This window comes from Ruminococcus sp. YE282, from assembly GCA_900101355.1.
Lineage (GTDB): Bacteria > Bacillota > Clostridia > Oscillospirales > Acutalibacteraceae > Ruminococcoides > Ruminococcoides bromii_A.
In genome coordinates this window covers 11,907-37,506 of record FMUV01000023.1, presented here as the reverse complement: position 1 = coordinate 37,506, position 25,600 = coordinate 11,907, and the positions used below count along the sequence as shown (strand labels likewise).

Sequence of the window (25,600 nt, the reverse complement as noted above, 5' to 3'; positions counted from 1 at the left end):
AACTTGCTTAATTGTTGTATTGATGGCGGTAGAGAAGTTCCATCTTTTCGTGGTCTACCTTTGGGTTTAATTACTATACCCGATGCAAGTTTCCTTTGCTTACGGTTATATCTTGTTTTAAATTCCTGTACTTGATTTTTGCTAAATCCAAATTTTTCTGCAATTTCTCTTAATGTCTTTCCTTGTTCCCAAAGCTCTATTATTTCTTTTTCATATTGTTGTATATGTCGATATTCTCTTGGCATACAAAATCCCCCTATGGTAGTTTATTTTATTCTACCATAGGGGGTCTGTTTTTTCTATTGTCCGTTTTTTACGGACCTGTGCAAATCAGTCCCTGTTTGATTTTTAGCAATAGTTTTAGCCGATAAGTTCTTTGATTTTAGCCTCGGCAGCTGCTGCGTCAGCCTTGCCTCTGCTGTTCTTCATAACATTGCCGACAAGTGCCTTAATCGCCTTTTCCTTGCCGCTTTTAAAGTCGTCAACAGCCTTAGGGTTGCTCTCTACCGCATTCTTGCAGAGCTCAAGCAAAGCGTTTTCGTCAATGCCGCCCATATCGTCTTCGCTGATAAATTCAAGCGCACCCTTGCCTGTGTCAAGCATTTTTTCAAGCGTAGCCTTTGCAAGGTTGTTGCGTATCTTTCCGCTGTCAAGTAGCTTTACAAGCTCGTTAAGCTGTTTTGGCGTTACCGCAACATCAAACACTTCTTTATCGCTTTCGGTTTCGGTTCTGCGGAAAATCTGTCCTATAATAAAGTTTGCAACGGTTTTCGGCGATTTTACGCCGTCACACGCTTCATCAAAATACTCGCTGATTCTGCGATACTTTGTAAGAAGCTGTGCGTCCTTTTCAGGCAATGAAAGCTGTTCAACATATCTTTTGCACTTTTCTGTCGGAAGCTCGGGCAATTTTGCTCTGAGTTCTTCCACCTCTTCCCTGCTTACATTTATTGTAACAAGGTCAGGGTCACGGAAGTAACGGTAATCGTGAGCGTCTTCTTTGCTTCGCATTGAAGAAGTTGTTCCGGTTGCGTCATCATAGCGCAAAGTCTCCTGAACTACCTTTCCGCCGCTCTCAATCAAGTCAACCTGTCGCTCATATTCATACTCCATAGCCTTTGCTATGTTGTTAATTGAGTTCATATTCTTAATCTCTGTTCGTGTGCCAAATTCTTCGGAACCTTCAGGTCGAACAGAAATATTAACGTCACAGCGCATTGAACCCTCCTGCATTTTGCAGTCGGAAATTCCGATATAACGCATAACCTGCTGGAGCTTCTCAACATACTCTCTCGCTTCGTCAATTGAGCGAATGTCAGGCTCGGAAACAATTTCAATCAGAGGAACTCCGCCGCGGTTATAGTCAACATAGGTATCGCCATGCTGGTGAATAAGTTTTCCTGCGTCTTCCTCAATATGAATATGGTGCAGGCGAATCTTTCTGCCGTTTGACAATTCAACATATCCGCCGATAATCAACGGAGCATAAAGCTGGCTTATCTGATATGCCTTTGAAAGGTCAGGATAGCAATAATTCTTTCTGTCCATCTTTGCAACCTCGGCAACCTCACCGTGAACCGCAAGACCTGCGAGTATCGCATAGCGAACTACTTCCCTGTTAAGTTTTGGCAAAGTTCCCGGAAGTCCGATACAAACAGGACAGCAATGAGTGTTTGGCTCGCCGCCAAATTCGGTGGTGCAGCCGCAGAATATTTTTGTTTTTGTTGCAAGCTCAATGTGGGTTTCAAAACCCGAAACTAATTCGTATTTCACAGTTTTACACCCCACTTTGTTTCCTTAAAGTTTTCGCCTGCCGCCTGTTGATATTTATAGGCAGCATTCAATATCTGAGCCTCGCCGAAGCTCTTGCCGATAAGCTGCATACCAATCGGCATTCCCTTTGCGTTAAATCCGCATGGAATTGACACGCCCGGCAAACCTGCAATATTTACAGGAACCGTGCAAATATCGGTAAGATAAGTTTCAATCGGGTCAGAAGTTGCGTGTCCCTTTTCAAACGCCGTCATAGGAACTGTCGGAGCAAGGATAACATCGCAATTTTCAAAAGCATTATTAAACGACTTCACGATAGTTCCGCGCAGGTTCTGGGCTTTTTTATAGTAAGCGTCATAATAGCCTGCCGAAAGCACATATGTTCCAAGCAAAATTCTGCGTTTTACTTCTTCGCCGAATCCCTCCGAACGTGTGCGGCAAATCATATCATGGGTGCCGTTGTAGTGTTCTGTTTTGTATCCGTAACGAATACCGTCGTACCTGCCAAGGTTTGAAGAAGCCTCGGCACAGGCAATAATATAATAAACCGGGAGTGCAAACTTGAGTGCGGGCAAATCAAAATAAACAATTTCCGCACCAAGAGATTTATAAACCTCGGCGGCTTTGAGAATAGCCTCTTTTACGTCATCACGAACGCCGTCAAGGTATTCCCTTGCTATGCCGATTTTCATTCCCTTTATGTCATTGTTAAGTTTTGAATAGGTCTCTCCGCCAACGTTGCCCTTTGAAGTTGAGTCCTTATCGTCATACTGAGAAATAGCGTCAAAAACAATTGATGCATCTTCCACACTTGTAGTGATAGGTCCAATCTGGTCAAGTGAGCTTGCGTAAGCGATAAGACCGTAACGGGATACCGAGCCATAGGTTGGCTTTAATCCGACAATGCCGCAAAAAGAAGCAGGCTGACGAATTGAACCGCCGGTATCGGAGCCGAGTCCGTATGCCGCAATATTAGCACCGACAGCGCTTGCAACACCGCCCGACGAACCGCCTGCAACGTGGTTTGTATTAAACGGATTGGCTGCGCCGCCAAAATATGATGTTTCACAGGACGAACCCATTGCAAACTCGTCCATATTTGTTTTGCCCAACATAACGGCATTCTGATTCTGAAGTATATCCCAAACCGTTGCGTTATAAATAGGTTTGTATCCTGTAAGTATTTTTGAACAACAGGTGGTTTCAATCCCTTTGGTTGAAAGGTTGTCCTTTAAGGTCATCGGAACGCCCTCAAGCAACCCGATTTCTTCACCCTTTGCTATTTTTTCATCAACGGTCTTTGCGGCTTTTAACGCTTCATCGCCCGTAATGTTGACATATGCGTTAAGCTCTCCGTTAGATTTTTCGATTTCATCAAGATAGCTCTTAGTAAGCTCGGTGCAGGAACATTGCTTCGACTTTAGCATCTCGTGAATTTTTGCAATTTTACCCATAACTACACCGCCTTATTCTCTGTTTCTGACAAGGAAATGATTTTCCGCCTGCTCGGGAGCATTTTTAAGAATCTCCTCGCTGCTGTACGAAGGAATTACTTCATCCTCACGAAAAACGTTTGAAAGATTATTGATATTATCAAACGCTTCACCCTCCGACGGCGCATTGTTAATAGCGTCGGCAAAATCAATTATTTCCTGCATTGACTTTGTTAGACTGTCAAGCTCCTCCTCGGGAACGAACAGCTTTGAAAGCAACGCAATGTTTTCAACATCTTCTCTTGTTACCATAAAAACCATCCTTTAAAATCGGGATATTGAGGCAGCAAAACCGCCCCTGTAAGTTTTAAATTAAAGCAGCGCTCTGCTTTGCCTGCGGTTAATTACAAGCAAAGGAGCATTTTCGGTAGATAATATTCCACTGAAATTCTGATATATCCCCATCGTCTTAGATTCGGGAACATCTGCAATAGATTATCTTAATTTAATATGAACCTCACGAAGCTGCTGCTCTGTTACCTCTCCCGGTGAACCAAGAAGCAAATCCTGTGCATTGGAGTTCATTGGGAATGCAATTACCTCACGAATATTTTCTTCTTCTGTAAGCAACATAATCATTCTGTCAACGCCCGGAGCCATACCTGCGTGCGGCGGTGCACCGAACTGGAATGCATTATAAAGTGCCGAGAACTTAGCCTTGAGGTCTTCTTCGCTGTAACCTGCAATCTCAAATGCCTTTTTCATAATCTCAATGTCGTGGTTACGAACAGCACCTGACGAAAGCTCTACGCCGTTGCATACTATATCGTACTGATAAGCAAGAATTTCTTCCGGGTCTTTATTGAGCAGACTGTCAAGACCGCCCTGAGGCATTGAGAACGGATTGTGAGTGAATATAATCTGGTTGGTTTCCTCATCACGCTCATACATTGGGAAATCAACGATAAAGCAAAGCTCAAATTTGCTTGTATCAATTAAATCAAGGCGCTTTGCAACCTCTGTTCTTATCTGACCTGCAAGCTTCGGAGCTTCCTGAGCTGTGTCAGCGATAAAGTAAATAACGTCGCCAGCCTTTGAACCGTTGCGGCTGATAAGCTCTTCACGGTCGCCCTCTTTGAGGAACTTGTCAATCGGGCCGTCAAAGGTCAGGTCATCCTTTACCTTTACATAGCCCAAGCCCTTCATACCGATTGAAAGAGCAAACTCTTCCATTCTCTTAAACCACTTTTTGCTCTGAGAAGCGGCATTCGGAACGTTAATTGAACGGACTGTCTTTTTGCGGAACGGCGCAAAATCTGTCTCTTCAAACATATCGCTGATTTCAACAATGACAAGCGGATTACGCAGGTCAGGCTTATCTGTGCCGTATTTCAGCATACTTTCGGCATAAGGAATACGAACAAACGGAGGCTTTGAAACCTCTTTATCCGAGAATTTTTTGAATGTTTCATAAAGAACTTCTTCCGCAACGTCAAAGACATCTTCCTGAGTTGCAAACGCCATTTCAAAGTCAAGCTGATAAAACTCGCCCGGTGAACGGTCGGCACGTGCGTCCTCGTCACGGAAGCAAGGTGCAATCTGAAAATATTTGTCAAATCCCGAAACCATCAGCAACTGTTTGAAAATCTGCGGAGCCTGTGGCAGAGCATAGAACTTGCCCTTGTGCTTACGGCTCGGAATCAGATAGTCACGTGCGCCCTCGGGGCTTGAAGTTGAAAGAATCGGGGTCTGAATTTCTGCAAAACCCATTTCGTTCATCTTTGCACGCAGGAAAGTAATTATCTGTGAGCGCAAAAGAATATTATTGTGAACCTTAGGATTTCTCAAATCGAGAAAACGGTATTTAAGTCTTACTTCTTCGGAAGTGTTTGTTGAGGTTGCAACCTCAAACGGAAGCGCATTTTTGCATTTGCCCAATACCCTGATGTCCTCGGTATGAACTTCAACAAATCCGGTTGCAATCTTTTTGTTTATAGTATCTTCGTCACGCTTTACAACCTTGCCGCTCAGCGTAACCGAACACTCTTTGTTGATATGCTTCAAAAGCTCATCATTGTGAACAACAACCTGAAGCACGCCGTATTGGTCACGGATATCCAGGAACATTACACCGCCGTGGTCACGAATATTTTCCACCCAGCCGGCAACTCTAACTTCCTGTCCGATATTTTCTTCTCTCAATTCACCGCAGGTTACAGTGCGGTACTCGTTAGCCTTTATCATCAATAATTGTCCTTTCAAAGTTGTTTTGCCAATAGTTACTTTTACCGCACATAATCAAAATAAATTTTGACACAATTTACGGTTCTTTTTGCACATAAATTAAGTGTGGTAACCACTATTGATTAAACAATAATCCATACCATAGCATTATACCACAAAATGACGGTTCAATCAATATTTTCCATTACTTTTTTTACCGCTTAATATGTATGGTCGCAAATTTCATTTATTTTATCCCTAAGCTTCAAAAAATCGTCAAAAGCTTCGGGCTTTTTTCGTGGGTCTCTCAAAACAGCGGCGGGATGAAGCATTGCCATCATCTGTATACCGCCCTTTTCAAACCACTGACCGTGTTCTCTTGTTATTTTTATATCGGATTTTATTATTCTGCCTGCGGCAATTCTTCCCAAACATACAATGATTTTCGGGCGCATAAGCTTTACCTGAGTCCTCAGCCAATCTATGCACATCTGCTGCTCCTCGGGTTTTGGGTCGCGATTCTGAGGAGGACGGCATTTTACAATGTTTGCGATATAGATATTTTTGCTTCGGTCAAGGTCAACGGCTGTCAGCATTTTATCAAGCAGTTTTCCGGCTCTTCCCACAAACGGCTCGCCCTGCAGGTCCTCATTTTCACCGGGTCCCTCTCCGATAAACATAACCTCTGCGTCTTTGCTGCCGACACCTACAACCACGTTATGGCGTGTTTCGCAAAGTCCGCATTTGTGGCACTCCTGACACGCCTGTGTAAGTTCTTCCCATGTGTTATACATATAAAAAATCCTTTCAATATTCATCTGACAAAACATCTGTTTTTTGTTTAAAGCAAAGCAATACTCCGCTTTGCTTTAAAGAAATATCAACCGCTCATAGACTCGGTGAAAACATATAATTTGCACTGAAATTCTGATGTGCCACCCACCGTCTCAGAGGCGAGAAAAATCTGCACTTATGTTATTATTAAATTTCTCTGTTGTGTTGAAATTTGCTGAAAATCGTAGTAAAATAAAGTTATGCAATTCAATGCAAAATAAAATGATTGGTGGTTATTCAAATGAAAGTAATGGTAGAAACTTCTGCACATCACGTTCACGTTACCAAAGAAACTCTTGCCGCTTTGTTTGGCAAGGACGCTAAGCTTACAAACAAAAAGAATCTTTCTCAGCCGGGACAGTTTGCCTGCGTTGAAAAAGTTACAGTAGTAGGTCCAAAGGGCGAAATGAAAATGTCAATCCTCGGACCCGAAAGAAAAGCCGATCAGGTTGAAATTTCACTTACCGACGCACGCAAGCTCGGCATTGCCGCTCCTGTCAGAGAATCAGGCGACATTGAGGGAACTCCCGGATGCAAGCTTGTGGGTCCCGCAGGTGAAATTGAAATCGAATGCGGCGTAATTGCAGCAAAAAGACACATTCACCTTGACCCAAAAACAGCCGAAGAATTTGGCTTAAAGGATAAGCAGATTGTATCTGTAAAAGTTGGCGAAAACACCGGCAGAGCCCTTACTTTCGGCGACGTTGTTATCAGAGTAAGTGAAAATTATGCTCCTGCAATGCACATTGACACCGACGAATCAAATGCTGCCTGTCTCGGTGGAACAGTTGACGGCGAAATCATTGCATAATCTCTGATATTTAATACTAAAAACTAAGCAGAGTGACCTTTTCGGTCACTCTTTTTTTGTGCGAAAAACAGAATGTTCAATATATTTTTACTTTATTTATAAACCGTTAATTTGTTTACTTGCATTTTGACAAAAACGTGTGCAAAAAGTCCGGATAAATCTCACACCAAGCTGCCTCATTATGCTTGTTCTCGGGCAGAATCACTATGCTTGACCTGTCATACGGATAGCCGCACTCGGTAATCATATCGTAGGTACTTTCCGTAGTCTTGCAAATTATTTCTTCAAGAATATCTCCGCCGCCTGTATAAACATATAAATACGGCATATCATCCGTCATTTTGCCCATAAGCCAGCCCAAAATTTCGCTCTCTTTAAAAAGCAAAAACGCAGGAGAAAACACACCCGAAAATGAAAAAATATCGCTGTGTGCAACAGCCTCATAAAAAGCAAAAAGTCCGCCCATAGAACTGCCGCAGACCGCCCTTGAGTTTTTGTCAGAGATTACAGGAAAATTTTCTTCAACATACGGCATAACCGTGTTTACCAAAAAGTCGTCAAAAATCTCGGCTTCGGGAGCATTAAATGTCTTATAAAAAACTTTATTAAGTTTAATCAAATTACCATACATTTCATCAGACATTTCTGCTGCAAATTTCTCATTCTCAGTCATCATTTTGCCGATTGACTTCGGAGTGAGTTCGTTTTCACGCATTTTGCCCGAATTATCAATCCCCACAATTACGGCACCCGACGAACTGTTTTTCATCTCGTTTTTTACTGCGTCGGCAACTTTCCAACTTCCGTAAGGAGTCGAATCTTCGTCAAACAAATTCTGACCGTCAGTCATATATACGGTCGGAAATTTTTCTCCGTCAGTATGTGACGGAACATAAACCCAAATTTGTTTTTTATCCCTGCCGGGATAAGGCAAAGAAACAGTATATAATTTTTCTTCTGTCATATAAATCACCAAATTAATTAAAACACAAAACAGGCTTATTTTCAATATGAATAAAACAAAATTTCCCGACAATAATTATTTTGAGGTGAATTTTATGATTAATGATGTTGAAATGCTAAACTCAATTTTGCAAAGTGCCGAAATGGGATGCCAAGGCATTACAAGCGTTCGCAAAAGACTAAAAGACAGTAAAGTTGACGACGTTTTGTGCAACCAGCTTGTGCGCTATGGAAAGATATACCACTGTGCAAACAATATGCTGAGAAACCGCGGCGAAGAAATTCAGCACGTCAGCCCAATCACCAAAACAATGACAAGGTACGCTGCAAGCCGTGATTTAAAACGTGATTCTTCGTCATCACACGTTGCCGAAATGATGATAAAGGGTAACACAATGGGGCTTAATAAGATGTCACGCAACCTAAGAGAATATAACGGTGCTGATTCAAATATAAGACTTCTTGCTCAAAAAATGCTTGATACAGAAGAAACACACATAAGCGAGATGAAAGCTTTTTTATAAAAATAACAATAAAATTATACAATAAAAACCAACGCATAAGCAAACGTTTACCATCCACAGCCCTTTTTAACAAAAATTGACAAAAATGTTAAAAAATGGTAAAATTTCCATTGAAAAAATTTTTAGAATAGGATGGTAATCACTATGAAAATCAGAATCTTTATCGTATCACTTCTCTCAGTTTGCAGCATGCTTTCGGGTATCTTGTTGATAAACTGTGCCAACAAGAAAAACGACATTTTGGTTGGTGACTGGTCGCCGACAACAGTCGAAATTCAAGGAAAAACAATGAAGAACAGCGATCTCGGTGTCAATAATTCCCTGTTTGACCTTTATTTCACCAAAGACGGAAGATGTTCTGTCACAATCGGAGGAATTGAAACCGACGGAATTTACTTTCTAAACAAATCATCAGTTGACATTGAACTTAACGACAAAAACCAAAAGCTTTGCTTTCAAAGGAGAACTTTGACAATGTCTCTCAATTACGGTAATGCGGATACCCTGATTACATTTGTAAGAACTGAATAAAGAAACAAAAATCGGCATTGATATTTTGGGTTTTGGCAAAACAGCAAAATATCAATGCCTTTGTATTTTTATTTGAAATATCCTAATATGTATGTTATAATGGTAAACGTATAATTTTATGCTGGAGGCTGATAAGAATGGCTGAAAAAACTGTCAGAACAAGATATGCGCCAAGCCCCACAGGCTTTATGCACGTAGGCAACCTGAGGACAGCGCTTTATGAATATTTGGTGGCAAAATCACAAGGCGGAAAATTTATTTTGAGAATAGAAGACACCGACCGTGAAAGACTGGTTGACGGTGCCGTTGACTTTATTTACAACACGCTGAAACTTGCAGGACTTAAGCACGACGAAGGTCCTGACGTCGGAGGAGACTTCGGTCCGTATGTTCAGTCAGAGCGTAAAGATATGTATCTTCCCTATGCCGAACAACTTATAAAAGAGGGAAAAGCCTATCGTTGCTTCTGCTCAAAAGAAAGACTTGAAAAGCTGCAAAACGATACGGTTGGCGGAGGATATGACCGCCATTGCAGAGACCTGCCACAAGAGGAAATTGACAGACTTTTGGCAGAGGGCGTACCGTATGTTATACGCCAGAAAATGCCCACCGAAGGAACCACAACATTTGTTGATGCGGTTTTTGGCGAAATAACAGTTGAAAATTCCGAGCTGCAAGACCAAATACTTATTAAAACCGACGGTTATCCAACTTACAATTTTGCAAATGTAATTGACGACCACACAATGAACATCACACATGTTGTTCGCGGCTCTGAGTATCTGAGTTCAACACCTAAATACAATCTGCTTTATGAAGCATTCGGATGGGAGATTCCCACTTACATTCATCTTCCGCTTATTATGGGCAAAGACGAGGACGGCAATGTTTCAAAGCTTTCAAAGCGCCACGGTGCAACAGGATTTTATGACCTTATTAATGACGGTTATCTGCCGCAGGCAATAATCAACTATATTGCTCTGCTTGGTTGGTGCCCAAAAGATAATCAGGAGATATTTACTCTTGCAGAGCTTGAAAAGGAATTTGACATCAGCGGAATAAGCAAGTCTCCGTCGGTATTTGACTATGACAAATTGTCGTGGTTTAACGGCGAATATATCAGAGCTATGTCTGTTGAAGAATTTACAGAAGCAGCAATGCCTTATTATAAAAAAGTATTCGGCGATAAACAAATGCCTTATGAAAAATTTGCCGAAATTCTGCAAAAACGCACAACTCAGCTAACGCAAATTCCTGAAATGATTGATTTCTTTGCTGAATTGCCCGAGTACTCAAAGGATTTGTTCGTCAACAAAAAGAGCAAAACAAATTTTGAAAACGCTCCAGTTGTGCTTAAAGAGGCTTATGAAAGACTCAAGGCAATGTCTGTTTGGGACAATCAATCTATACATGATTGCCTTATTAATATGGCGGTTGAAAAAGAACTCAAAAACGGAACGGTTATGTGGCCCGTAAGAATTGCAGCGGCAGGAAAAACCGTTACACCGGGCGGAGCTGTTGAAATTCTTGACATTCTCGGCAGAGAAGAATCTTTGCAGCGACTTGAAAAAGGACTTGCAAAGTTCAATTGATGTTTAATTATTAAGAACAAACGCTCTTACAAATATTTTTCAGGAGGGTAATATGGCTGACGAAATAAAGAACACAGAAAATGAAGAGCTCATGCAGGGCAACTTCATTCACAGTTTTATAGATGAAGATATAGCCGAAGGCGGAAGATTTGAAGGCAAAAAGGTTCACACTCGTTTTCCTCCGGAACCAAACGGCTATCTGCACATCGGTCACGCAAAGGCAATTTGCATTAACTTTGCTACTGCCGAAAAATACAACGGTATGTGCAACCTAAGAATGGACGATACAAATCCTACCAAGGAAGATGTTGAATATGTTGACGCCATCAAGGAAGACATTAAGTGGCTGGGATTTGACTGGGGAGACAGATTTTACTATGCTTCACAATATTTTGAGCAAATGTATGATTATGCCGTTGAACTGATTAAAAAGGGATTGGCATATGTATGTGAGCTTAACGCAGAACAGGTTAAGGAATACAGAGGTGATACACAAACTCCTGCAAAGAGCCCGTATCGTGACCGCCCGATTGAAGAAAGCCTTGATTTGTTTGAAAGAATGAAGAACGGCGAATTTGAGGACGGAAAAATGACGCTTCGTGCCAAAATTGACCTTGCTTCGGGCAACTTCAATATGCGCGACCCTGTTATATACCGTATAAATCGCCTTAAACATCACAGAACCGGCGACAAGTGGTGCATATATCCGATGTATGACTTTGCACACCCGATTGAAGATGCAATTGAGGGAATTACACACAGTCTTTGTTCCCTTGAGTTTGAGGCTCACCGCCCACTTTACGATTGGGTTATCAACAATATTTCGGCACCCGCAAAGCCACGCCAGATTGAATTTGCAAGACTTGGAATAAACAACACGGTAATGTCAAAGCGCAAGCTCAGAGAGCTGGTTGAAAAAAGTTATGTAAGCGGCTGGGACGACCCGAGAATGCCTACCCTTTGCGGACTTCGCAGACGTGGCTACACACCAAAGTCTATTCGCAGTTTCATTGACCAAATCGGTGTTTCAAAGGTAAATTCAATTGTTGAATACAGCTTTTTGGAACATTGTCTGCGTGATGACCTTAACGACAGTGCCGACCGTGTTATGTGTGTTCTGCACCCAATAAAGCTTGTAATTACAAATTATCCGGAAGACAAAACCGAAGAATTTGAAATTGAAAACAATCCGAATCATCCCGAAAACGGAACACGCACCGTTACATTCTCTCGTGAATGTTGGATAGAAGCAGCTGACTTTATGGAAGAACCAATCAAGAAGTATCAGAGGCTTTATCCGGGTAACGAAGTCAGACTTAAATCAACCTATATAGTAAGGTGTACGGGTTGCAAAAAAGACGAGGACGGAAACGTTGTTGAGGTTTATGCCGAATACGACCCACAAACCCGCGGCGGAAACACACCCGACGGCAGAAAGGTCAGAGGCACAATTCATTGGGTTGATTGCAACAACTGCGCCGAAGCAGAGGTTCGTCTGTATGATAATCTTTTCACTGTTCCCGACCCTGATGTTGGCGACAGAAACTTCCTTGATTATCTAAATCCAAATTCACTTGAAGTTCTCAATAACTGCAAAGTTGAAAAATCTCTTGAAACAGCAGAAGCTCCAAAAAGTTTTCAGTTTATGCGCCTCGGTTATTTTTGTGTTGATAATAAAGACAGCAGACCACAACACCTTGTATTCAACCGCAGTGTGAATCTTAAAGACGGATTTAAGAAAAAAGGATAAAAAAATATAATCTCAGTATTAAAACGGGTTTAAGTGTATATCTACATTTAAACCCGTTTTTATTTGCCTAAGTAAGCAAAAACATTTATTCAGATAAACAACAAACCTCTGAAGCGCAATAATTCAAAAAAATATCGTTTAATATTAGAGGCATATATAATTAAAGATAATATATTTTTCGTAAGTATAGTTTAATTAAACAATATATTTTTAAAAAGCTCAATAATTTTATGTAATATTTTGTATATTTTTGTCGAAAGTGTTGACATTTTATAACTTTAATAATAATATATCCTCATAGTCATGACTAAATAATTTTAAAGAGGAATTTTATTATGACAAAACGATTATCAAAAAGTCTTGCTGTACTGTTTTTAAGTATGGTTATGGTGTTTGAAGCCGTTATACCTGCATTTGCGGAATCAAGTTCAATTACATATGTTGAAGACCACTCTGTTGTTGACTGCGTTCACAGATATAAGAACAATGACGGGACATTCACCTTCACAATCAAGCTTCCAAAGGGCAGAAATCTGATTTACACATCATTGGCAATAACCAAAAACAGCGACGGAGATGTTTTATATTCCACCACTATTTTGGGAAATCAAACCAATATGACCTATTTATACTCCGATGATACATCTGATTATTATAATTTGGTTTTATCAAAATACTCAGATGAAGGAATAGGAATTAAACTTTATCATAGTTATTTCGACCAGGATAAACATTATATGGCTACTGATACTGCTAACGGCAGCACAACCGAGGGCAGAGGATATTGGTTGAGTGCTTAAAAGCGACACGCTGTCTAATTCAGACCTGAGTCGCAAAGCGTCACAAACCTTTTTACACAAAATCATTTAAAGAAAAGAGGGATTTAATATGACAAAACGATTATCAAAAAGTCTTGCCGTGCTATTTATGAGCGTAGTAATGGTTTTTGCAGCTGTTGTTCCTGCTTTTGCAGCAGATGTAGTTTTAATTTAGGACCACTCGGTAGTAGATTGCACACACTATTACAAAAACAATGGCAACTATTATTTTCAGATAAAATGTCCCAAGGGTGAACTTGACAAAGTTACAGTAGCTCTTACCAGTGATGATACCGGAAGTGGCGGCGGATTTTCAGTATCCTTTAAACATACCATATTCACAGGAGTTTGCGGAAAAGAGTTTGCATATTCTGATGACAAGTATGAATACAATTGGCTGATTGTAAAGTGCAGTGAATATCCTGATGCTTACGTTTCATCTTGGGGCGGAGTAGGCGTCAAGATTTTCTACTTTGACGGTGAGAACAGCAAAATGGCTACCAACACTTCAAATTACAGCACAACTCAGGGCAGAGGATATTGGCTGAGTGCTTGATGAATAAAGCGCAAACAATTATCAAAATTTTTATCAATAAGATAAATTATTAAATTTTATAAGATGAGTTCGATATTTTATCGGACTCATTTTTTTGCAAAACAAGATAATAATCATAGCAGAAATAACGAAATGATAAAGGCAAGCTAAAACATATTTATTGTTAATCACTTTGCCCCGCTTTAAAATTAACTGAAAATTCGGCATAAAAAATGCACACCGCAAAACAAAATTCTGCGATGTGCAAACAATTACAAAAAGTATTTAAGTAATTCAGTAAAATTACTTTAATTCTACTTCTGCGCCAGCCTCTTCGAGCTTTGACTTCATAGCTTCAGCGTCGTCCTTAGAAACAGCTTCCTTAACAGTCTTAGGAGCACCGTCAACAACAGCCTTTGCTTCCTTAAGTCCAAGACCTGTGATCTCACGAACAGCCTTGATAACAGCAATCTTGTTGCCGCCGGCTGACTTAAGAATTACGTCAAACTCTGTCTGCTCAGCAGCAGCAGCGCCGCCGTCAGCAGCAGGACCTGCAACTGCAACTGCAGCAGCAGCGGATACACCAAACTCATCCTCAACAGCGTGAACGAGCTCTGAAAGCTCAAGAACTGTGAGGCCTTTTAATTCTTCAATAATAGCAGTAATTTTTTCTGATGCCATTGTAATTTACCTCCGATATTATAAATTAATAATTTTAAAATTTTAGCAGATTATTCTGCTGCTTCTTCAGCAGGAGCTTCCTCAGCAGGAGCGTCTGCCTTTTCAGCGGCACAAGCTTCTACGCCGCCCTTGTCAACAATAGCCTGTACGGCACGGGCAAATGATGCGATAGGCGCCTGGAATGCACCAAGAACATTTGCAAGAAGAACTTCCTTGGTTGGGAGCTTTGAAAGAGATATGATTGTGTCCATATCAATTACAGCGCCGTCAAGGTAAGCTGTCTTAACCTTAAAGTTTTCGTGATCCTTTGCATAGTTGCAGAGGATTCTTGCTGCAGCTGCATATTCAGTATCGCTTGTTGCGATAGCTGTTGTACCCTCAAGTACAGATTTAATGTCCTCAAGACCTGCTTCTTCACAAGCACGTGACAAAAGTGTATTCTTAACTACCGAATACTTTACGTCGTTCTCACGAAGCTCTTTTCTGAGCTTTGTATCGTCTTCAACGTTGATACCTTCGTATGAAACAACAACACCTGTGATAGAGTTCTTAAGTCTTTCTGAAAGCTCAGCTACAATAGCTTTTTTCTGCTCTAAAACACTTTGACTTGGCAAAATTTTCACCTCCAAAATTTTTTGTCGCAGTTCAAAAAAACAACCGTCCAAACATACCTCGGACGGTTGCAAAAATACAAAGTAATTTGCATCTTCCTCGGCAGGCGGGATAACCCTTACGCAATGCACCTGCTGTCTTTAGAACAGCGAATTTATATTAACACCGATGTGTTAACAACTATAAAATTTTAAGCACCGAATTTAGAAGTGCTTACTCTGACGCTTGGACCCATTGTTGAAGTTACTGCAACAGAACGGAGATACTGTCCCTTTGCAGCAGCAGGCTTAGCCTTAACAACCGCATCCATAAGTGTGTCAAAGTTTTCAGCAAGCTTATCAGGACCAAAGCTTACTTTGCCGATAGGGCAGTGAATAATGTTTGTCTTATCAAGACGGTACTCAATCTTACCTGCCTTAGCTTCTTTAACAGCCTTAGCAATGTCAGGAGTAACAGTACCGGCCTTTGGGTTTGGCATAAGACCACGGGGACCGAGGATTCTACCAAGACGACCAACAAGACCCATGCAATCGGGAGTTGTGATAAGAACGTCAAAGTCCATCCAGTTTTCCTGCTGAATTTTCTGAGTCATATCTTCAGCGCCAACAAAATCTGCGCCTGCTTCCTTAGCAAGGTCAACGTTAGCGCCCTTACAAATTGCAAGAACTCTTACCTTTTTACCTGTACCGTTAGGAAGAACAACTGCGCCTCTTACCTGCTGGTCAGCGTGACGGCTGTCAACGCCAAGCTTGATATGAAGCTCAACTGTTTCGTCAAACTTAGCTGTGGCTGTTTTTACAACAGTGGCAAGAGCCTCGTTTGAGTCATATAATTTAGTTCTGTCAACGAGCTTAGCAGCGTCAACATATTTCTTACCGTGTTTCATTACTTTTCCTCCATTGTTAGGTGGTCAATCGGAAACTTCCTCCCACCCGGATAATTAGTCAACTACTGTAATACCCATGCTTCTTGCTGTACCGGCAACCATGCTGATAGCAGCTTCAAGAGAACCTGCGTTAAGGTCAGGCATTTTCTGCTCTGCAATCTTTGCAAGCTGTTCTTTTGTAATCTGGGCAACCTTAGTCTTGTTCGGTACGCCTGAACCGCTTTCGATACCGCAAGCCTTCTTAAGAAGAACAGCAGCAGGCGGAGTCTTTGTAACGAAAGTAAATGAACGATCGGCATATACTGTAATTACAACAGGAATGATAAGTCCGATGTCGTTCTTTGTACGCTCATTAAAATCCTTAGTGAACGCAACAATGTTTACACCGTGCTGACCTAAAGCAGGACCAACAGGTGGTGCCGGAGTAGCTTTTCCGGCAGGAATCTGCAGCTTAATTAAGCCTACAACCTTCTGAGCCATTGTGATTAACCTCCAAAATTCGTGGTAAATTGCGGAACGCCACTGTGTAGGGTCCCTCCCACAGGGAGCAAGCTCCCAATAAAAAGCCGATTGGCTGATTATTTTTAAATTATTCTTCTATCGATTCAGCCTGACCAAGCTCAAGCTCAATCGGAGTTTCACGTCCGAACATAGAAACAACAACGCGAACGTAATTTTTGTCTGCGTCAATTTCTTCAACAACGCCGACGAAGTCCTCAAGCGGACCGTCAATAATGCGTACCGAATCGCCCACAGAATAGTTAACCTTGGTGCTGCGTGTTTCAACGCCCATTCTGTAAACTTCAGCATCAGTAAGGGGTACGGGTTTTGATCCCGGGCCGACAAATCCTGTGCATCCGCGAATATTGCGAACAACATACCAAGTTTCATCGGTATAAACCATTTTAACGAAAACATAACCCGGATAGAGCTTATGCTCAACCTCTTTGGTTTTTTCGCCAACGGTTTCGGTAACGATTTCTGTCGGTACTTTAACGTCAACAATCATATCCTGAAGTTGTCTGTTTTCCGCTGTTGACATAAGGTCAGCGGCAACTTTGTTTTCGTAACCCGAATAAGTATGAACAACATACCATTTTGCATCTGTTTCAGGCATTATAACTTTCTTCCTTTCGTAAGCTTAGTAATAACGCACTTTAGGCAGAAGTTTCCATAACCAAACCAAGCAAAGCATACAAGCCCTGGTCAAGAGCAAATATGAATGCGCTCATAACAATAATTACGGCAATTACAATGCCGAAATTTCTTGTTGTCTGAGAAACGGTTGACCAAGATATCTTCTTTAACTCACCCTTACAAGCGGACAGGTACTTAATAATACGTGCAAAGACGTTAGGCTTTTTGCTTTTTTTAGCAGCTTTTTTGGAATCTGCTTTTTTTGTATCAAGCTTTTTGTCAGCCATAATGTACCTCCATTATTTAGTTTCTTTGTGAAGAGTGTGTTTTTTACAGAAACGGCAGTACTTGTTCATCTCAAGTCTGTCGGGACTGTTCTTCTTGTTCTTCATTGTGTTGTAGTTACGCTGTTTGCACTCTGTGCAGGCCAATGTGATTTTTACTCTCATAACGGCACCTCCCGGTTTTTCGGAATATTTTAGCCTCCCTCAACAGTAATGCCGTCAGCCGCAATATTGCAGACTCACAAAAGTTTGTTCAACCGCCTTTTGCAAGGCATTAATGAAACGAACAAATATTTCAAACAACTTTTTCAAGTATTTGGCATTACCCTTAGCAGGGCATAAAAAATAAGCCCCTTTCAGAGGTAAGGTTATTTTACCATATTGTAAAGATATAGTCAATACCTTTTTACAATTTTATACCTTTTTCGTACATATTTCGTGCAAATTTCGTGCCACACGGCTTTTGCGCTCCGTATGACACGAAATAAATTTAATTTAATTCTTAATTTTTCTGCTTTTTCGTGACTTATTTCTGTGATATATTTCAAGCAAAATAATCAGCACGGCAAACACGCCAAGTCCCGAGCATGTTGCCAAAGCACCTGTCTTAAGCCCCGGGGTTTGATACTCAAACCTGATTTTATGGCTTCCCTCTGTAAGCTCCAAACCCATAAACATTGTGTTGGCTCTTTTTACCTCGGCTTTTTTGCCGTCAACATATGCTGTCCAACCGCTGCTGTACGGAACGGCAAGGCACAAAATTTTGTCCTTGTCAACTGTAATGTCGCCGCTGATTGTATTTGTATCGGTAACAATGTTTTCAAGCTGATTCTCGCCGAGCTTTGAAGCCTGGCTTATATATTTGTCCATAGGCTGGCAAACAACCGACATCTCATCAAATGTATAGTACCCCTGCTGTGAAAACTTAATTGTAATAGTATCTCTTGCCTCATTGCTGTATACAAAATTTATAATGTAATCTTTCTTGCCGGCATACCACTGAAAATACGGATTACAAACGTATGCATAATTTGACACATCATCGCACTTGCAATCCAAAGAGGCTCTTCCCTCGTGTGTCCAATATTTTTTGCTTGTTTCACGCTGTTTTTGCTCATATTCGGACAATTCTTCCCATTCGTCATCCGAATAAATGCTAACAGGGTCAACACTTTCAAATTCAAGATTATGAAAATACAAGTACGTTTCACAGCTAGTCTTGCCGTTGAATTTGAGCGTTATTTCAGAACCTGCTTTTTTTACCGTGAATTTTCCGTTTTCAACAACAACATTTTCGTCCTCTTCAATTGCATAAGGCACAGTCTGATGATTATAAGTCGGCTCTGCACTTTCTACAAAATCGGTATCGTCATCAAGCACAACACCCTGCATAAGAGCCTGTTGACGTTCAACCGCAGTCATATTTTCATAATCACTGCGCGAAATATACTTGTCGTAGGTATACCCCAGACCCAGAGCGTTGCTGTTTTGATAAACCTTATAATTTTCAACGCTTTTTCTCGTTTTTGCCTTTGAATCAAACCCAAACGGTTTTGTGATTTTTCCGCTCTCTGTTGTAACAAAATACTTAACGCCCGCAAGGGTTTCAAGCATAGTTCTGTTATCAAGTCCGTCAATTATTGAATCACAGTAAATATTATTTGCTGTTTCAAGCATATACTGAAAAATATTGCCGTTAGTAAGGCTGTAAAAAGACGAAACAGAGTGATTCTCGTTAAGCACAGCCGAATTTCTCATTACCTTGTTGCTTATTCTGTTTTCATCAAATCTGTAAAATCCGCTGTCGTCCTCAACATATGAAGCTGCCTTTGCGTGGGTGGTGTCAACCAGGTCTTCAAGAGCCATTCCCTTGTCATTGAATACACCGAGATAGTTCTGGGTATTGGACGAATAAAGGAACTTTGCATTGACACAAACGCTAAGCATTGTGACAAACACCAAAATCAATTTTGAAACGAACTTGACATATGATTTTGCCTTATACGAAATATTAATTCTGTATATGGCATATATAAGCAGAGCTGTTATAAATAATACAACCGAAGAAATGATTGCGCCTTTGCTTGAAGTCTTTGTAAATATAAACAGATATGCTCCTACAATCACTACCGCTCCGGTAATTATCATAAGAGTTTTTCTTGTAACGTTCAACAGGCTTGGAACAACGGTTGTGGCAATAAAGCACACCAGCATACTGTAACCCCATACCCATCTGTTTGACACATATGACATTCCGTGCATGATTTTTCCAAGAAGCGGAATCAATAAAATAATCGTTGTAACAACAAAGCCGATTTTAAGCGACCTGTGTTTTTTGCGCTCAGCAAACAACAGAACAACAGCCAAGAATACAAGCGACGCATATCCCATAATAGTCCACTTGTCAGAGGGCTGAATTGATATAAACGACGGCAAAAATCCTTCGTAATATGAAAGATAATAAAACGGCTCGAATAATTTGGAAACAGAAGCTCTGTAAGACGATGAAAGCGCAAGAACATTTGGCAAAAGCATAAAGCCAGCAATCATAACACCGATGAGGGCGAATCCCAAAAATTTAAAGAAAACCAAGAATAGATTTCTCACGTACTTTTCTTTATAATAATCAAAGAATCTGATTACGGCATAGATTGCAACAAGAGCGTAAAGCATATAGAAGAAATAAAAATTGCTTATTGCCGACAAAGCCACCATTATTATGAACAGATACGGACGGCGTTTTTCAAAAATATGCTCAACGCCTATCAGTAACAGCGGCAAATAAATCATCGGGTTTGTAAAATAAGGATGACGGATAGAAGCATATGCGGCATATCCGCAGAAAACGTAGCACAATGAGCCGATAACAGAACCGAGACGACCGCGGTTCATCTTTAGGCTGTAAGCAGAAAATGCAATTCCTGCAAGATACAGTCTTAGAATGATTAACGCTGTATATAAAATTTCGGTTTTTGAAGCCGGAACAAATACGGATAACAAACAAAGCGGGTCACCCAGAGCATAGTAGTGCAAAGTTGTTATTGTATCCGCACCGTATCCTATACTTGAATCCCACATAGGAAATGCAAAGTTACCTGCAAGTATGTTTTTTGCGTATTCTCTCAGCATTTTGCCCAGATATGTCAAAGAATTGAAATGCTGAACCAATCCGTCCTTTGTGCTTTCAACCCAAATAAATGACTTTCCGTTAAGATAAAAAACCGAATAAACAGCAAGTATAGCAACAACAAACAAAACAGTATATACAAGATAATAATTTAATCTTTTTCGTTTGCCGCCCTTTGAATCAAACTTATAAAGGCTGTTGTATATTGATGTAAATAATCCGTCAACGTTTGATAATATTTTACTCATACTTCCCACTTTCGCTTAAACTGTCAAATTTGCATTAAATCGAATCATCGCCCTGCCATTGTTTGCAAAAAGCAGAACTTGCTTTTAATTGCAAATATTGCAAATCTTAGGTTATATAACAAAACCGCCGTTCACCCCAAGTATTTGCCCTGTTATAAACTTTGCCTTTTCGCTGCACAAAAATACAGCTGAATCGGCAATATCTTCAGGCGCGCCAAGCAAATTAAGAGGCGTTTCCTTTTTTAACTCGGCAACAGCATTTTCATCAAATTCTTTCATCATATCAGTCATAATAACGCCGGGGCAAATGCAATTGACCCGAATACCCGAAAGTCCGACCTCTTTGGCAAGCGCCTTTGTGAGTCCGATAACACCGGCTTTGGCGGTACTGTAATGCACTTCGCACGAAGCTCCAACCTGTCCCCACATTGAGCTTATATTCAAAATAACTCCGCTATGGTTCTTGAGCATATACCGTTTCAAAGCCTCTTGCGTACAGTTAAATACACCGCCAAGATTAGTGTTAAGCATAGAACACCATTCATCGCTTGAAATGTCGGTGAACAGCTTTTGCTGAGCTATTCCGGCATTGTTTATAAGCACATCAAGATTTCCAAACAATCTGTCAATTTCGTCAAACATACTGTTTACCGCAGTTCTGTCGGATACATCTGCGCCGACAGCGGCGGCATTAACCCCATAAGTTTCCCTCAATATACCTGCAAGCTTTTTAGCTTTAGCCTCATTTTTGTTATAATTCAGGGCAACATCATAGCCGTTTTGGGCAAAGGCAACCGCAATTGCCGAACCTATTCCGCCCGAAGCCCCTGTAATTAACACGGTTTTCATTCTTTAGTTTTCCTGCCTAATACAAAAATAATGTATTAATTATAACATATCATTAAGATAAAATAAAGGATAAATAATCCGTATAAATTTCTATAATTTATGAAATATTTTAATAAATACAAAAAAAAATGAGCTCGGAAAGTCTCCGAACTCATCTTAAAATTGGTTTTTATTCTAAGGTTATAAGCAACGCCATCTTAAATCTGCCGTCCGCCTTAACATAATGCTTGCCGTTTTTGGCAAACCTAAAATTCTCGCCCGCCTTGATTTTATGCTCGCTGCCCTCATAGCCGATTATTCCCTGACCTTCAAGTGCAAAAATCAATGCGTCTCCCGGGGCTGCGTGCTCGGCAAGTCCCGTGCCCTCGTCAAAGCTCATAACAACAAACTTCATCTTGTCATTATGTGCAATATCCATATTCACAATTTTTCCGTCCTGATAAGGGAGAAGGTCGGCAAGCTTAAAGACCTCTCCCGGATTAACAGCATTATTAATATTGCTCCTCCTTATGCTGACTTCGGTATAAACCGCTTTTGTATTTGTTCGCATTCCCACGGGAATACTTGCAGGTGTAAGAATGCAATCCGATGAATTAAGTTTCCATACATCTTTATTTGTATAGACCTCCATATTTCCGTCAGCCACAATTATCAGTTTTTGATAATCATAGATTTCTGCGCTGATATCTGTGTCTTTAGCAAGTGAGAAATACAGAATATAATCTTCGCCGTTTGAAAATACTTCTTTAGATATTGTGCACCCTGCAACAGGTCGGTTTTCTTTTGCAACGCTAAAAACCTGTCCGGTTATTTCATTCATAAAATCACTTCGCTTCGTGTGCTTCGATAAATTTTTTTAGTTCTCTTAAAATTGTATCCTGGTCAACGCCTGATTTTTTGCTTACATCTGCAACAGTAGCATTTTTAAGCATCATCCTGCCAATAGGAGTATTTGCCATTTTGAATTTACTATTCACTTTTATCAACTCATCAAGCAACCAAGGATACTGCGCCATTATATCGGTTACTTTAGTCTTTCCGTTAATGTTCATATTTTTCATACTGCCTTTCCTTTTATTTTCCCATTAATTTGTCGTCTACACAAATTTTTATTTTGGCAAATACACACGGCAGCATTGTCACTCAACGAAGCATAACAAAAAAGTTTAAACCAAATATAATTCATAGTTTTTATCAGAAAGCTGTTCCGATAATTAATCTAAAATTCTGCCGTCCCTTGAAATTGTTACAACTTGCCACGGAATAAATTTTCCGCTGTTTCTAAGAGCCTGTTCCGCAGCCGCCTGCAAACCTCCGCAGCACGGCACCTCCATACGAACAACCGTAACGCTTTTTATATCATTTGAAGATATAATTTCGGTAAGTTTTTCTGTATAATCAACCATGTCAAGCTTTGGGCAACCGATAAGCGTAATTTTGCCTTTCATAAACTCTTCGTGTAAATTAGCATAAGCATATGCTGTACAGTCCGCCGCAATCAGCAGCTTTGCACCGTTATAAAACGGAGCGTTAGCAGGAAGCAATTTTATCTGAACAGGCCACTGGTTAAGCCTTGAAACAGGTTTTCCCACTGTTAAAACGCCGTCCTCTTCAGACGCCAAAGTTTTTTCAAAATGCATAAACCTTGAACCCGGACAACCGCCGTGATGACCCTGCGCATTAGCCTTTTTTAGCTTCTGAGCAGCTTTTACGGCTTCTTCGTCATATTCGGGCGCCTCACGTTCCTCAAATGTAATCGCACCTGTCGGGCAGCTCGGCAGGCAATCGCCAAATCCATCACAAAAATTTTCACGCATAAGTTTAGCCTTGCCGTTTACCATATCAATGGCACCCTCATGACAGGCAGTAGCGCAAGCACCACAGCCGTTACATTTTTCTTCATCTATTTTAATGATTTTTCTAATCATTTGCAATACCTCCTTGACTTTGTGAGCTCATTATAATACTATTTTTTAATAAAGTACGTTGTAATTACAACAAAATTTAATTTTTCGGAGAATATATGAACATTAAAGAATTAAAAAAATCAATTGCCTTTAAAGGAATGGACGAAAACGATATAGAACAGTGTATCAAGTCGCTTAACGCAAACGAAAAAGAATACAAAAAGGGAGAGCTGATTTTATCAGCCGGCGACATTACAAGCCTTTTCGGATTGGTGCTAAGCGGCAGCGTAACAATTGAGAGCAACGACATCTGGGGCAACAAAACTATCATGAGCCACGTAGGCAAGCTGAATTTTTTTGCAGAAACTTATGCCATACTTGAAAATGAGCCAATGCTTGTGGACGTATGTGCAAACGAAAACTGTAAGGTATTATTTTTTGATACCTCAAAGCTCAAAAACACAAATGAACTTTATGAAAAATGGGCAATCAAATTTATCCGCAATATGCTCTATGTGTCGGCAAACAAAAACATAGTCCTGTCCGGGCGGAGCTTTCACATCTCGCCGAGAACAATCAGAGAAAGAATACTCTCGTATCTGAACACCGTTTCCATAAAGAAGAACAGCAAAGAGTTTAATATTCCGTTTGACCGCCAACAGCTTGCAGACTATCTTAATGTTGACCGAAGCGCATTATCGCACGAACTGGGAAAATTGCAAAAAGAAGGCATAATAAAATTCAGAAAGAACCACTTCATACTAAATACGTTTTAAATCTCACCGAAATTTCATAAATTATTTGATACATTACAAAAGCAAGAGCAACCGAACTATTGTCAGTCACTCTTGCTTTTTGCTCTATTTTGAAATATTTTACATTGCAATAATTCAGGATGTGTAAACGGACATTAAAGAATATCACGAATTTCAAACGCCAAAATTATTTTAAAGCGTTCGTCAAACGTTTTAAGATTGTTACCGAGAATTTTCTTTATCTTTGCAAGCTGATAATTTATCGTATTTCGATGCACAAAAGTTTCTTGCGCCACTTTCTGAACACTTCCGTCGTATTTTAAATACATACGCAAAAAGTTCATATAATCCGTTCCGTTATCTCTGTCATAAACTTCAAGTTTCCTGAGATTTTCATCATATATGCTTTCCAGCAATGAAACATCATTAACAGCAAGAATCAACTTTTTGATTTCCAGCTTATCATAAAACATAGGCGTAATGCCTCTGCGCTGTGCAAGTTTTAACATTCTCAGCACTATCTGATAGCTGTTTGATAAAAACTTCAGCTTATTCTTAGTTTTGCTGACCGCAATGTATAATTTGTTTATACTTATATACTTTGCTTCTTCACTCTGCACCCTGTTTACAAGTTCTTCAATTTCTTTGTCCGTAAAATCACTCAACACATAAAACAGCAGGTTATCAACTTTAAATCCTCCCCAATGCTTCTGATAAGAATAAACGATTCTCTCAAAAGCCGACTCAACTTTACGCGTTGAAATATTTTCAGCCATATCGGCTTTTATGCCAATAATTGAATAGTCTGCTTCAATATCAAAATCATTACACTCCAGAATCGGAATGTATTTTGCATAATCGCCGGGGAAAAAAATAAAATTTTTGAGTGTATCGCCGATGGTTTCTTCTTTGCGTTCATTTAATATTATCTGATTGCAAAAATCCCGTGAAATATCAACAATTCTTGTCTTCCAAGGAATATCCATTAACGGAAAGCTATTTTCGTTGCAATAGCTTATTACTTTTGCCGGAATAGCCTTGATGTAGGGACCGATGTTAAGGACAAGCCCGCTTACATGTTTTTCTATAAGATTTTTTACAAACGGCAGCATCCAATCCTGCCCTTTATTTGCTATACCCGTTGTAAAAATAAGCTCACCGCCATGAAGGAAATCGCTTACTTCTATATCCTCCACAGTATGAACCCATTGAACTATATTTGACATTCCCTCTTTTCCTGCGATTACACGCATTCCATAAAGATATCCTGCTTTTCCACACAATAAACCAAGAGTTACTGCCATATATACTGACCTCCCGGCTGTCT

At 40.3% G+C, this 25,600-nt stretch carries 27 protein-coding genes and 1 other annotated feature; of the genes, 7 read left to right on the top strand and 20 right to left on the bottom strand.

The features are described 5' to 3' along the window. The 6 genes from BLP46_RS08335 to BLP46_RS08310 form a co-directional block, all read right to left on the bottom strand. Positions 1 to 245: helix-turn-helix domain-containing protein (locus BLP46_RS08335; protein WP_092978094.1), on the bottom strand; the 245-nt coding region annotated here is incomplete at its 3' end. Positions 246 to 360: 115 nt separating this feature from the next. After that, the gene (gatB, locus tag BLP46_RS08330) at positions 361 to 1,773 is read right to left on the bottom strand and encodes an Asp-tRNA(Asn)/Glu-tRNA(Gln) amidotransferase subunit GatB (protein WP_092978092.1); all 1,413 of its coding nucleotides are present in this window, start codon (positions 1,771 to 1,773) and stop codon (positions 361 to 363) included. Next, positions 1,770 to 3,227 (bottom strand): Asp-tRNA(Asn)/Glu-tRNA(Gln) amidotransferase subunit GatA, encoded by a 1,458-nt coding sequence (gatA, locus tag BLP46_RS08325; protein ID WP_092978090.1) that lies wholly within the window; start codon positions 3,225 to 3,227, stop codon positions 1,770 to 1,772. Before gatA ends, gatB begins: the two co-directional genes overlap by 4 nt. Before the next feature lie 12 nt (positions 3,228 to 3,239). After that, positions 3,240 to 3,518, bottom strand: a complete 279-nt coding sequence (gatC, locus tag BLP46_RS08320) for an Asp-tRNA(Asn)/Glu-tRNA(Gln) amidotransferase subunit GatC (RefSeq protein WP_092978088.1) — start codon at positions 3,516 to 3,518, stop codon at positions 3,240 to 3,242. Between the two features lie 183 nt (positions 3,519 to 3,701). Continuing rightward, positions 3,702 to 5,450: an aspartate--tRNA ligase gene (aspS, locus tag BLP46_RS08315; RefSeq protein WP_092978086.1), complete on the bottom strand. Its 1,749-nt coding sequence runs from the start codon at positions 5,448 to 5,450 to the stop codon at positions 3,702 to 3,704. A gap of 200 nt (positions 5,451 to 5,650) precedes the next feature. Continuing rightward, complete coding sequence (locus BLP46_RS08310; RefSeq protein WP_092978106.1) at positions 5,651 to 6,223, bottom strand: uracil-DNA glycosylase; 573 nt, start codon at positions 6,221 to 6,223, stop codon at positions 5,651 to 5,653. Positions 6,224 to 6,504: 281 nt separating this feature from the next. Between BLP46_RS08310 and BLP46_RS08305 the strand changes: the two genes are divergently transcribed. Next, on the top strand, positions 6,505 to 7,074 hold the full coding sequence (locus BLP46_RS08305) for a PduL/EutD family phosphate acyltransferase (RefSeq protein ID WP_173312392.1): 570 nt from the start codon (positions 6,505 to 6,507) through the stop codon (positions 7,072 to 7,074). A gap of 115 nt (positions 7,075 to 7,189) precedes the next feature. Here BLP46_RS08305 and BLP46_RS08300 read toward each other — a convergent pair whose 3' ends face one another. Continuing rightward, positions 7,190 to 8,038: an alpha/beta hydrolase gene (locus tag BLP46_RS08300; protein WP_092978084.1), complete on the bottom strand. Its 849-nt coding sequence runs from the start codon at positions 8,036 to 8,038 to the stop codon at positions 7,190 to 7,192. Between the two features lie 94 nt (positions 8,039 to 8,132). Between BLP46_RS08300 and BLP46_RS08295 the strand changes: the two genes are divergently transcribed. The 5 genes from BLP46_RS08295 (at position 8,133) to BLP46_RS08275 (ending at position 13,234) form a co-directional block, all read left to right on the top strand. Continuing rightward, complete coding sequence (locus BLP46_RS08295) at positions 8,133 to 8,561, top strand: hypothetical protein (RefSeq protein ID WP_143000475.1); 429 nt, start codon at positions 8,133 to 8,135, stop codon at positions 8,559 to 8,561. 144 nt (positions 8,562 to 8,705) lie between these two features. Further along, positions 8,706 to 9,092 carry a hypothetical protein gene (locus tag BLP46_RS08290; protein WP_092978080.1) on the top strand — a complete coding sequence of 129 codons (387 nt, stop codon included), beginning with the start codon at positions 8,706 to 8,708 and terminating at the stop codon, positions 9,090 to 9,092. A 137-nt stretch (positions 9,093 to 9,229) separates the two neighbouring features. Beyond that, positions 9,230 to 10,684: a glutamate--tRNA ligase gene (gene gltX / locus BLP46_RS08285; protein WP_092978078.1), complete on the top strand. Its 1,455-nt coding sequence runs from the start codon at positions 9,230 to 9,232 to the stop codon at positions 10,682 to 10,684. A gap of 52 nt (positions 10,685 to 10,736) precedes the next feature. Beyond that, positions 10,737 to 12,434: a glutamine--tRNA ligase/YqeY domain fusion protein gene (locus BLP46_RS08280; RefSeq protein ID WP_092978076.1), complete on the top strand. Its 1,698-nt coding sequence runs from the start codon at positions 10,737 to 10,739 to the stop codon at positions 12,432 to 12,434. A gap of 335 nt (positions 12,435 to 12,769) precedes the next feature. Then, positions 12,770 to 13,234 (top strand): hypothetical protein, encoded by a 465-nt coding sequence (locus BLP46_RS08275; RefSeq protein ID WP_092978074.1) that lies wholly within the window; start codon positions 12,770 to 12,772, stop codon positions 13,232 to 13,234. Positions 13,235 to 14,090: 856 nt separating this feature from the next. Here the strand turns inward: BLP46_RS08275 and rplL are convergent. From rplL to BLP46_RS08215, 12 genes are all read right to left on the bottom strand, one after another. Further along, positions 14,091 to 14,468: a 50S ribosomal protein L7/L12 gene (rplL, locus tag BLP46_RS08270; RefSeq protein WP_092978072.1), complete on the bottom strand. Its 378-nt coding sequence runs from the start codon at positions 14,466 to 14,468 to the stop codon at positions 14,091 to 14,093. A gap of 50 nt (positions 14,469 to 14,518) precedes the next feature. Further along, entirely contained in the window at positions 14,519 to 15,091 is a 573-nt protein-coding gene (rplJ, locus tag BLP46_RS08265; RefSeq protein ID WP_502685991.1) for a 50S ribosomal protein L10, read from the bottom strand. Between the two features lie 18 nt (positions 15,092 to 15,109). Beyond that, positions 15,110 to 15,242: a sequence feature (ribosomal protein L10 leader region), on the bottom strand. A gap of 28 nt (positions 15,243 to 15,270) precedes the next feature. Next, on the bottom strand, positions 15,271 to 15,966 hold the full coding sequence (gene rplA, locus BLP46_RS08260) for a 50S ribosomal protein L1 (RefSeq protein WP_092978070.1): 696 nt from the start codon (positions 15,964 to 15,966) through the stop codon (positions 15,271 to 15,273). Positions 15,967 to 16,020: 54 nt separating this feature from the next. Beyond that, complete coding sequence (rplK, locus tag BLP46_RS08255) at positions 16,021 to 16,446, bottom strand: 50S ribosomal protein L11 (protein ID WP_092978068.1); 426 nt, start codon at positions 16,444 to 16,446, stop codon at positions 16,021 to 16,023. A gap of 109 nt (positions 16,447 to 16,555) precedes the next feature. Beyond that, positions 16,556 to 17,083 (bottom strand): transcription termination/antitermination protein NusG, encoded by a 528-nt coding sequence (gene nusG, locus BLP46_RS08250; protein ID WP_092978066.1) that lies wholly within the window; start codon positions 17,081 to 17,083, stop codon positions 16,556 to 16,558. A gap of 40 nt (positions 17,084 to 17,123) precedes the next feature. Next, positions 17,124 to 17,390: a preprotein translocase subunit SecE gene (gene secE / locus BLP46_RS08245; RefSeq protein WP_092978064.1), complete on the bottom strand. Its 267-nt coding sequence runs from the start codon at positions 17,388 to 17,390 to the stop codon at positions 17,124 to 17,126. Positions 17,391 to 17,402: 12 nt separating this feature from the next. Next, the gene (rpmG, locus tag BLP46_RS08240) at positions 17,403 to 17,552 is read right to left on the bottom strand and encodes a 50S ribosomal protein L33 (protein ID WP_015522667.1); all 150 of its coding nucleotides are present in this window, start codon (positions 17,550 to 17,552) and stop codon (positions 17,403 to 17,405) included. Positions 17,553 to 17,882: 330 nt separating this feature from the next. Further along, on the bottom strand, positions 17,883 to 20,762 hold the full coding sequence (locus BLP46_RS08235) for a YfhO family protein (RefSeq protein ID WP_092978062.1): 2,880 nt from the start codon (positions 20,760 to 20,762) through the stop codon (positions 17,883 to 17,885). A 111-nt stretch (positions 20,763 to 20,873) separates the two neighbouring features. Next, positions 20,874 to 21,611, bottom strand: coding sequence for an elongation factor P 5-aminopentanone reductase (ymfI, locus tag BLP46_RS08230; RefSeq protein WP_092978060.1), 738 nt, complete (start codon positions 21,609 to 21,611; stop codon positions 20,874 to 20,876). Positions 21,612 to 21,780: 169 nt separating this feature from the next. Beyond that, on the bottom strand, positions 21,781 to 22,431 hold the full coding sequence (locus tag BLP46_RS08225; RefSeq protein WP_092978058.1) for a cupin domain-containing protein: 651 nt from the start codon (positions 22,429 to 22,431) through the stop codon (positions 21,781 to 21,783). A 4-nt stretch (positions 22,432 to 22,435) separates the two neighbouring features. Then, a complete protein-coding gene (locus tag BLP46_RS08220) occupies positions 22,436 to 22,672 on the bottom strand; it encodes a DUF1858 domain-containing protein (protein ID WP_092978056.1) in 237 nt (78 codons plus the stop codon). Between the two features lie 153 nt (positions 22,673 to 22,825). Then, positions 22,826 to 23,539: an ATP-binding protein gene (locus BLP46_RS08215; protein WP_092978054.1), complete on the bottom strand. Its 714-nt coding sequence runs from the start codon at positions 23,537 to 23,539 to the stop codon at positions 22,826 to 22,828. Positions 23,540 to 23,634: 95 nt separating this feature from the next. Here BLP46_RS08215 and BLP46_RS08210 point away from each other — a divergent pair, with 95 nt between their 5' ends. Further along, positions 23,635 to 24,294 (top strand): Crp/Fnr family transcriptional regulator, encoded by a 660-nt coding sequence (locus BLP46_RS08210; protein ID WP_092978052.1) that lies wholly within the window; start codon positions 23,635 to 23,637, stop codon positions 24,292 to 24,294. Between the two features lie 134 nt (positions 24,295 to 24,428). On the opposite strand, the gene BLP46_RS08205 is transcribed toward BLP46_RS08210, so the two are convergent. Continuing rightward, a complete protein-coding gene (locus BLP46_RS08205; RefSeq protein ID WP_092978050.1) occupies positions 24,429 to 25,577 on the bottom strand; it encodes a PucR family transcriptional regulator in 1,149 nt (382 codons plus the stop codon). Positions 25,578 to 25,600: the final 23 nt, after the last annotated feature.

Bases quoted from the DNA above. Each gene is read 5' to 3' on its own strand.
- gatA (WP_092978090.1), bottom strand. From the start codon at position 3,227: ATGGGTAAAATTGCAAAAATTCACGAGATGCTAAAGTCGAAGCAATGT.
- gatC (WP_092978088.1), bottom strand. From the start codon at position 3,518: ATGGTAACAAGAGAAGATGTTGAAAACATTGCGTTGCTTTCAAAGCTG.
- aspS (WP_092978086.1), bottom strand. From the start codon at position 5,450: ATGATAAAGGCTAACGAGTACCGCACTGTAACCTGCGGTGAATTGAGA.
- BLP46_RS08310 (WP_092978106.1), bottom strand. From the start codon at position 6,223: ATGTATAACACATGGGAAGAACTTACACAGGCGTGTCAGGAGTGCCAC.
- BLP46_RS08305 (WP_173312392.1), top strand. From the start codon at position 6,505: ATGAAAGTAATGGTAGAAACTTCTGCACATCACGTTCACGTTACCAAA.
- BLP46_RS08300 (WP_092978084.1), bottom strand. From the start codon at position 8,038: ATGACAGAAGAAAAATTATATACTGTTTCTTTGCCTTATCCCGGCAGG.
- BLP46_RS08295 (WP_143000475.1), top strand. From the start codon at position 8,133: ATGATTAATGATGTTGAAATGCTAAACTCAATTTTGCAAAGTGCCGAA.
- BLP46_RS08290 (WP_092978080.1), top strand. From the start codon at position 8,706: ATGAAAATCAGAATCTTTATCGTATCACTTCTCTCAGTTTGCAGCATG.
- gltX (WP_092978078.1), top strand. From the start codon at position 9,230: ATGGCTGAAAAAACTGTCAGAACAAGATATGCGCCAAGCCCCACAGGC.
- BLP46_RS08280 (WP_092978076.1), top strand. From the start codon at position 10,737: ATGGCTGACGAAATAAAGAACACAGAAAATGAAGAGCTCATGCAGGGC.
- BLP46_RS08275 (WP_092978074.1), top strand. From the start codon at position 12,770: ATGACAAAACGATTATCAAAAAGTCTTGCTGTACTGTTTTTAAGTATG.
- rplL (WP_092978072.1), bottom strand. From the start codon at position 14,468: ATGGCATCAGAAAAAATTACTGCTATTATTGAAGAATTAAAAGGCCTC.
- rplA (WP_092978070.1), bottom strand. From the start codon at position 15,966: ATGAAACACGGTAAGAAATATGTTGACGCTGCTAAGCTCGTTGACAGA.
- rplK (WP_092978068.1), bottom strand. From the start codon at position 16,446: ATGGCTCAGAAGGTTGTAGGCTTAATTAAGCTGCAGATTCCTGCCGGA.
- nusG (WP_092978066.1), bottom strand. From the start codon at position 17,083: ATGCCTGAAACAGATGCAAAATGGTATGTTGTTCATACTTATTCGGGT.
- secE (WP_092978064.1), bottom strand. From the start codon at position 17,390: ATGGCTGACAAAAAGCTTGATACAAAAAAAGCAGATTCCAAAAAAGCT.
- rpmG (WP_015522667.1), bottom strand. From the start codon at position 17,552: ATGAGAGTAAAAATCACATTGGCCTGCACAGAGTGCAAACAGCGTAAC.
- BLP46_RS08235 (WP_092978062.1), bottom strand. From the start codon at position 20,762: ATGAGTAAAATATTATCAAACGTTGACGGATTATTTACATCAATATAC.
- ymfI (WP_092978060.1), bottom strand. From the start codon at position 21,611: ATGAAAACCGTGTTAATTACAGGGGCTTCGGGCGGAATAGGTTCGGCA.
- BLP46_RS08225 (WP_092978058.1), bottom strand. From the start codon at position 22,431: ATGAATGAAATAACCGGACAGGTTTTTAGCGTTGCAAAAGAAAACCGA.
- BLP46_RS08220 (WP_092978056.1), bottom strand. From the start codon at position 22,672: ATGAAAAATATGAACATTAACGGAAAGACTAAAGTAACCGATATAATG.
- BLP46_RS08215 (WP_092978054.1), bottom strand. From the start codon at position 23,539: ATGATTAGAAAAATCATTAAAATAGATGAAGAAAAATGTAACGGCTGT.
- BLP46_RS08210 (WP_092978052.1), top strand. From the start codon at position 23,635: ATGAACATTAAAGAATTAAAAAAATCAATTGCCTTTAAAGGAATGGAC.
- BLP46_RS08205 (WP_092978050.1), bottom strand. From the start codon at position 25,577: ATGGCAGTAACTCTTGGTTTATTGTGTGGAAAAGCAGGATATCTTTAT.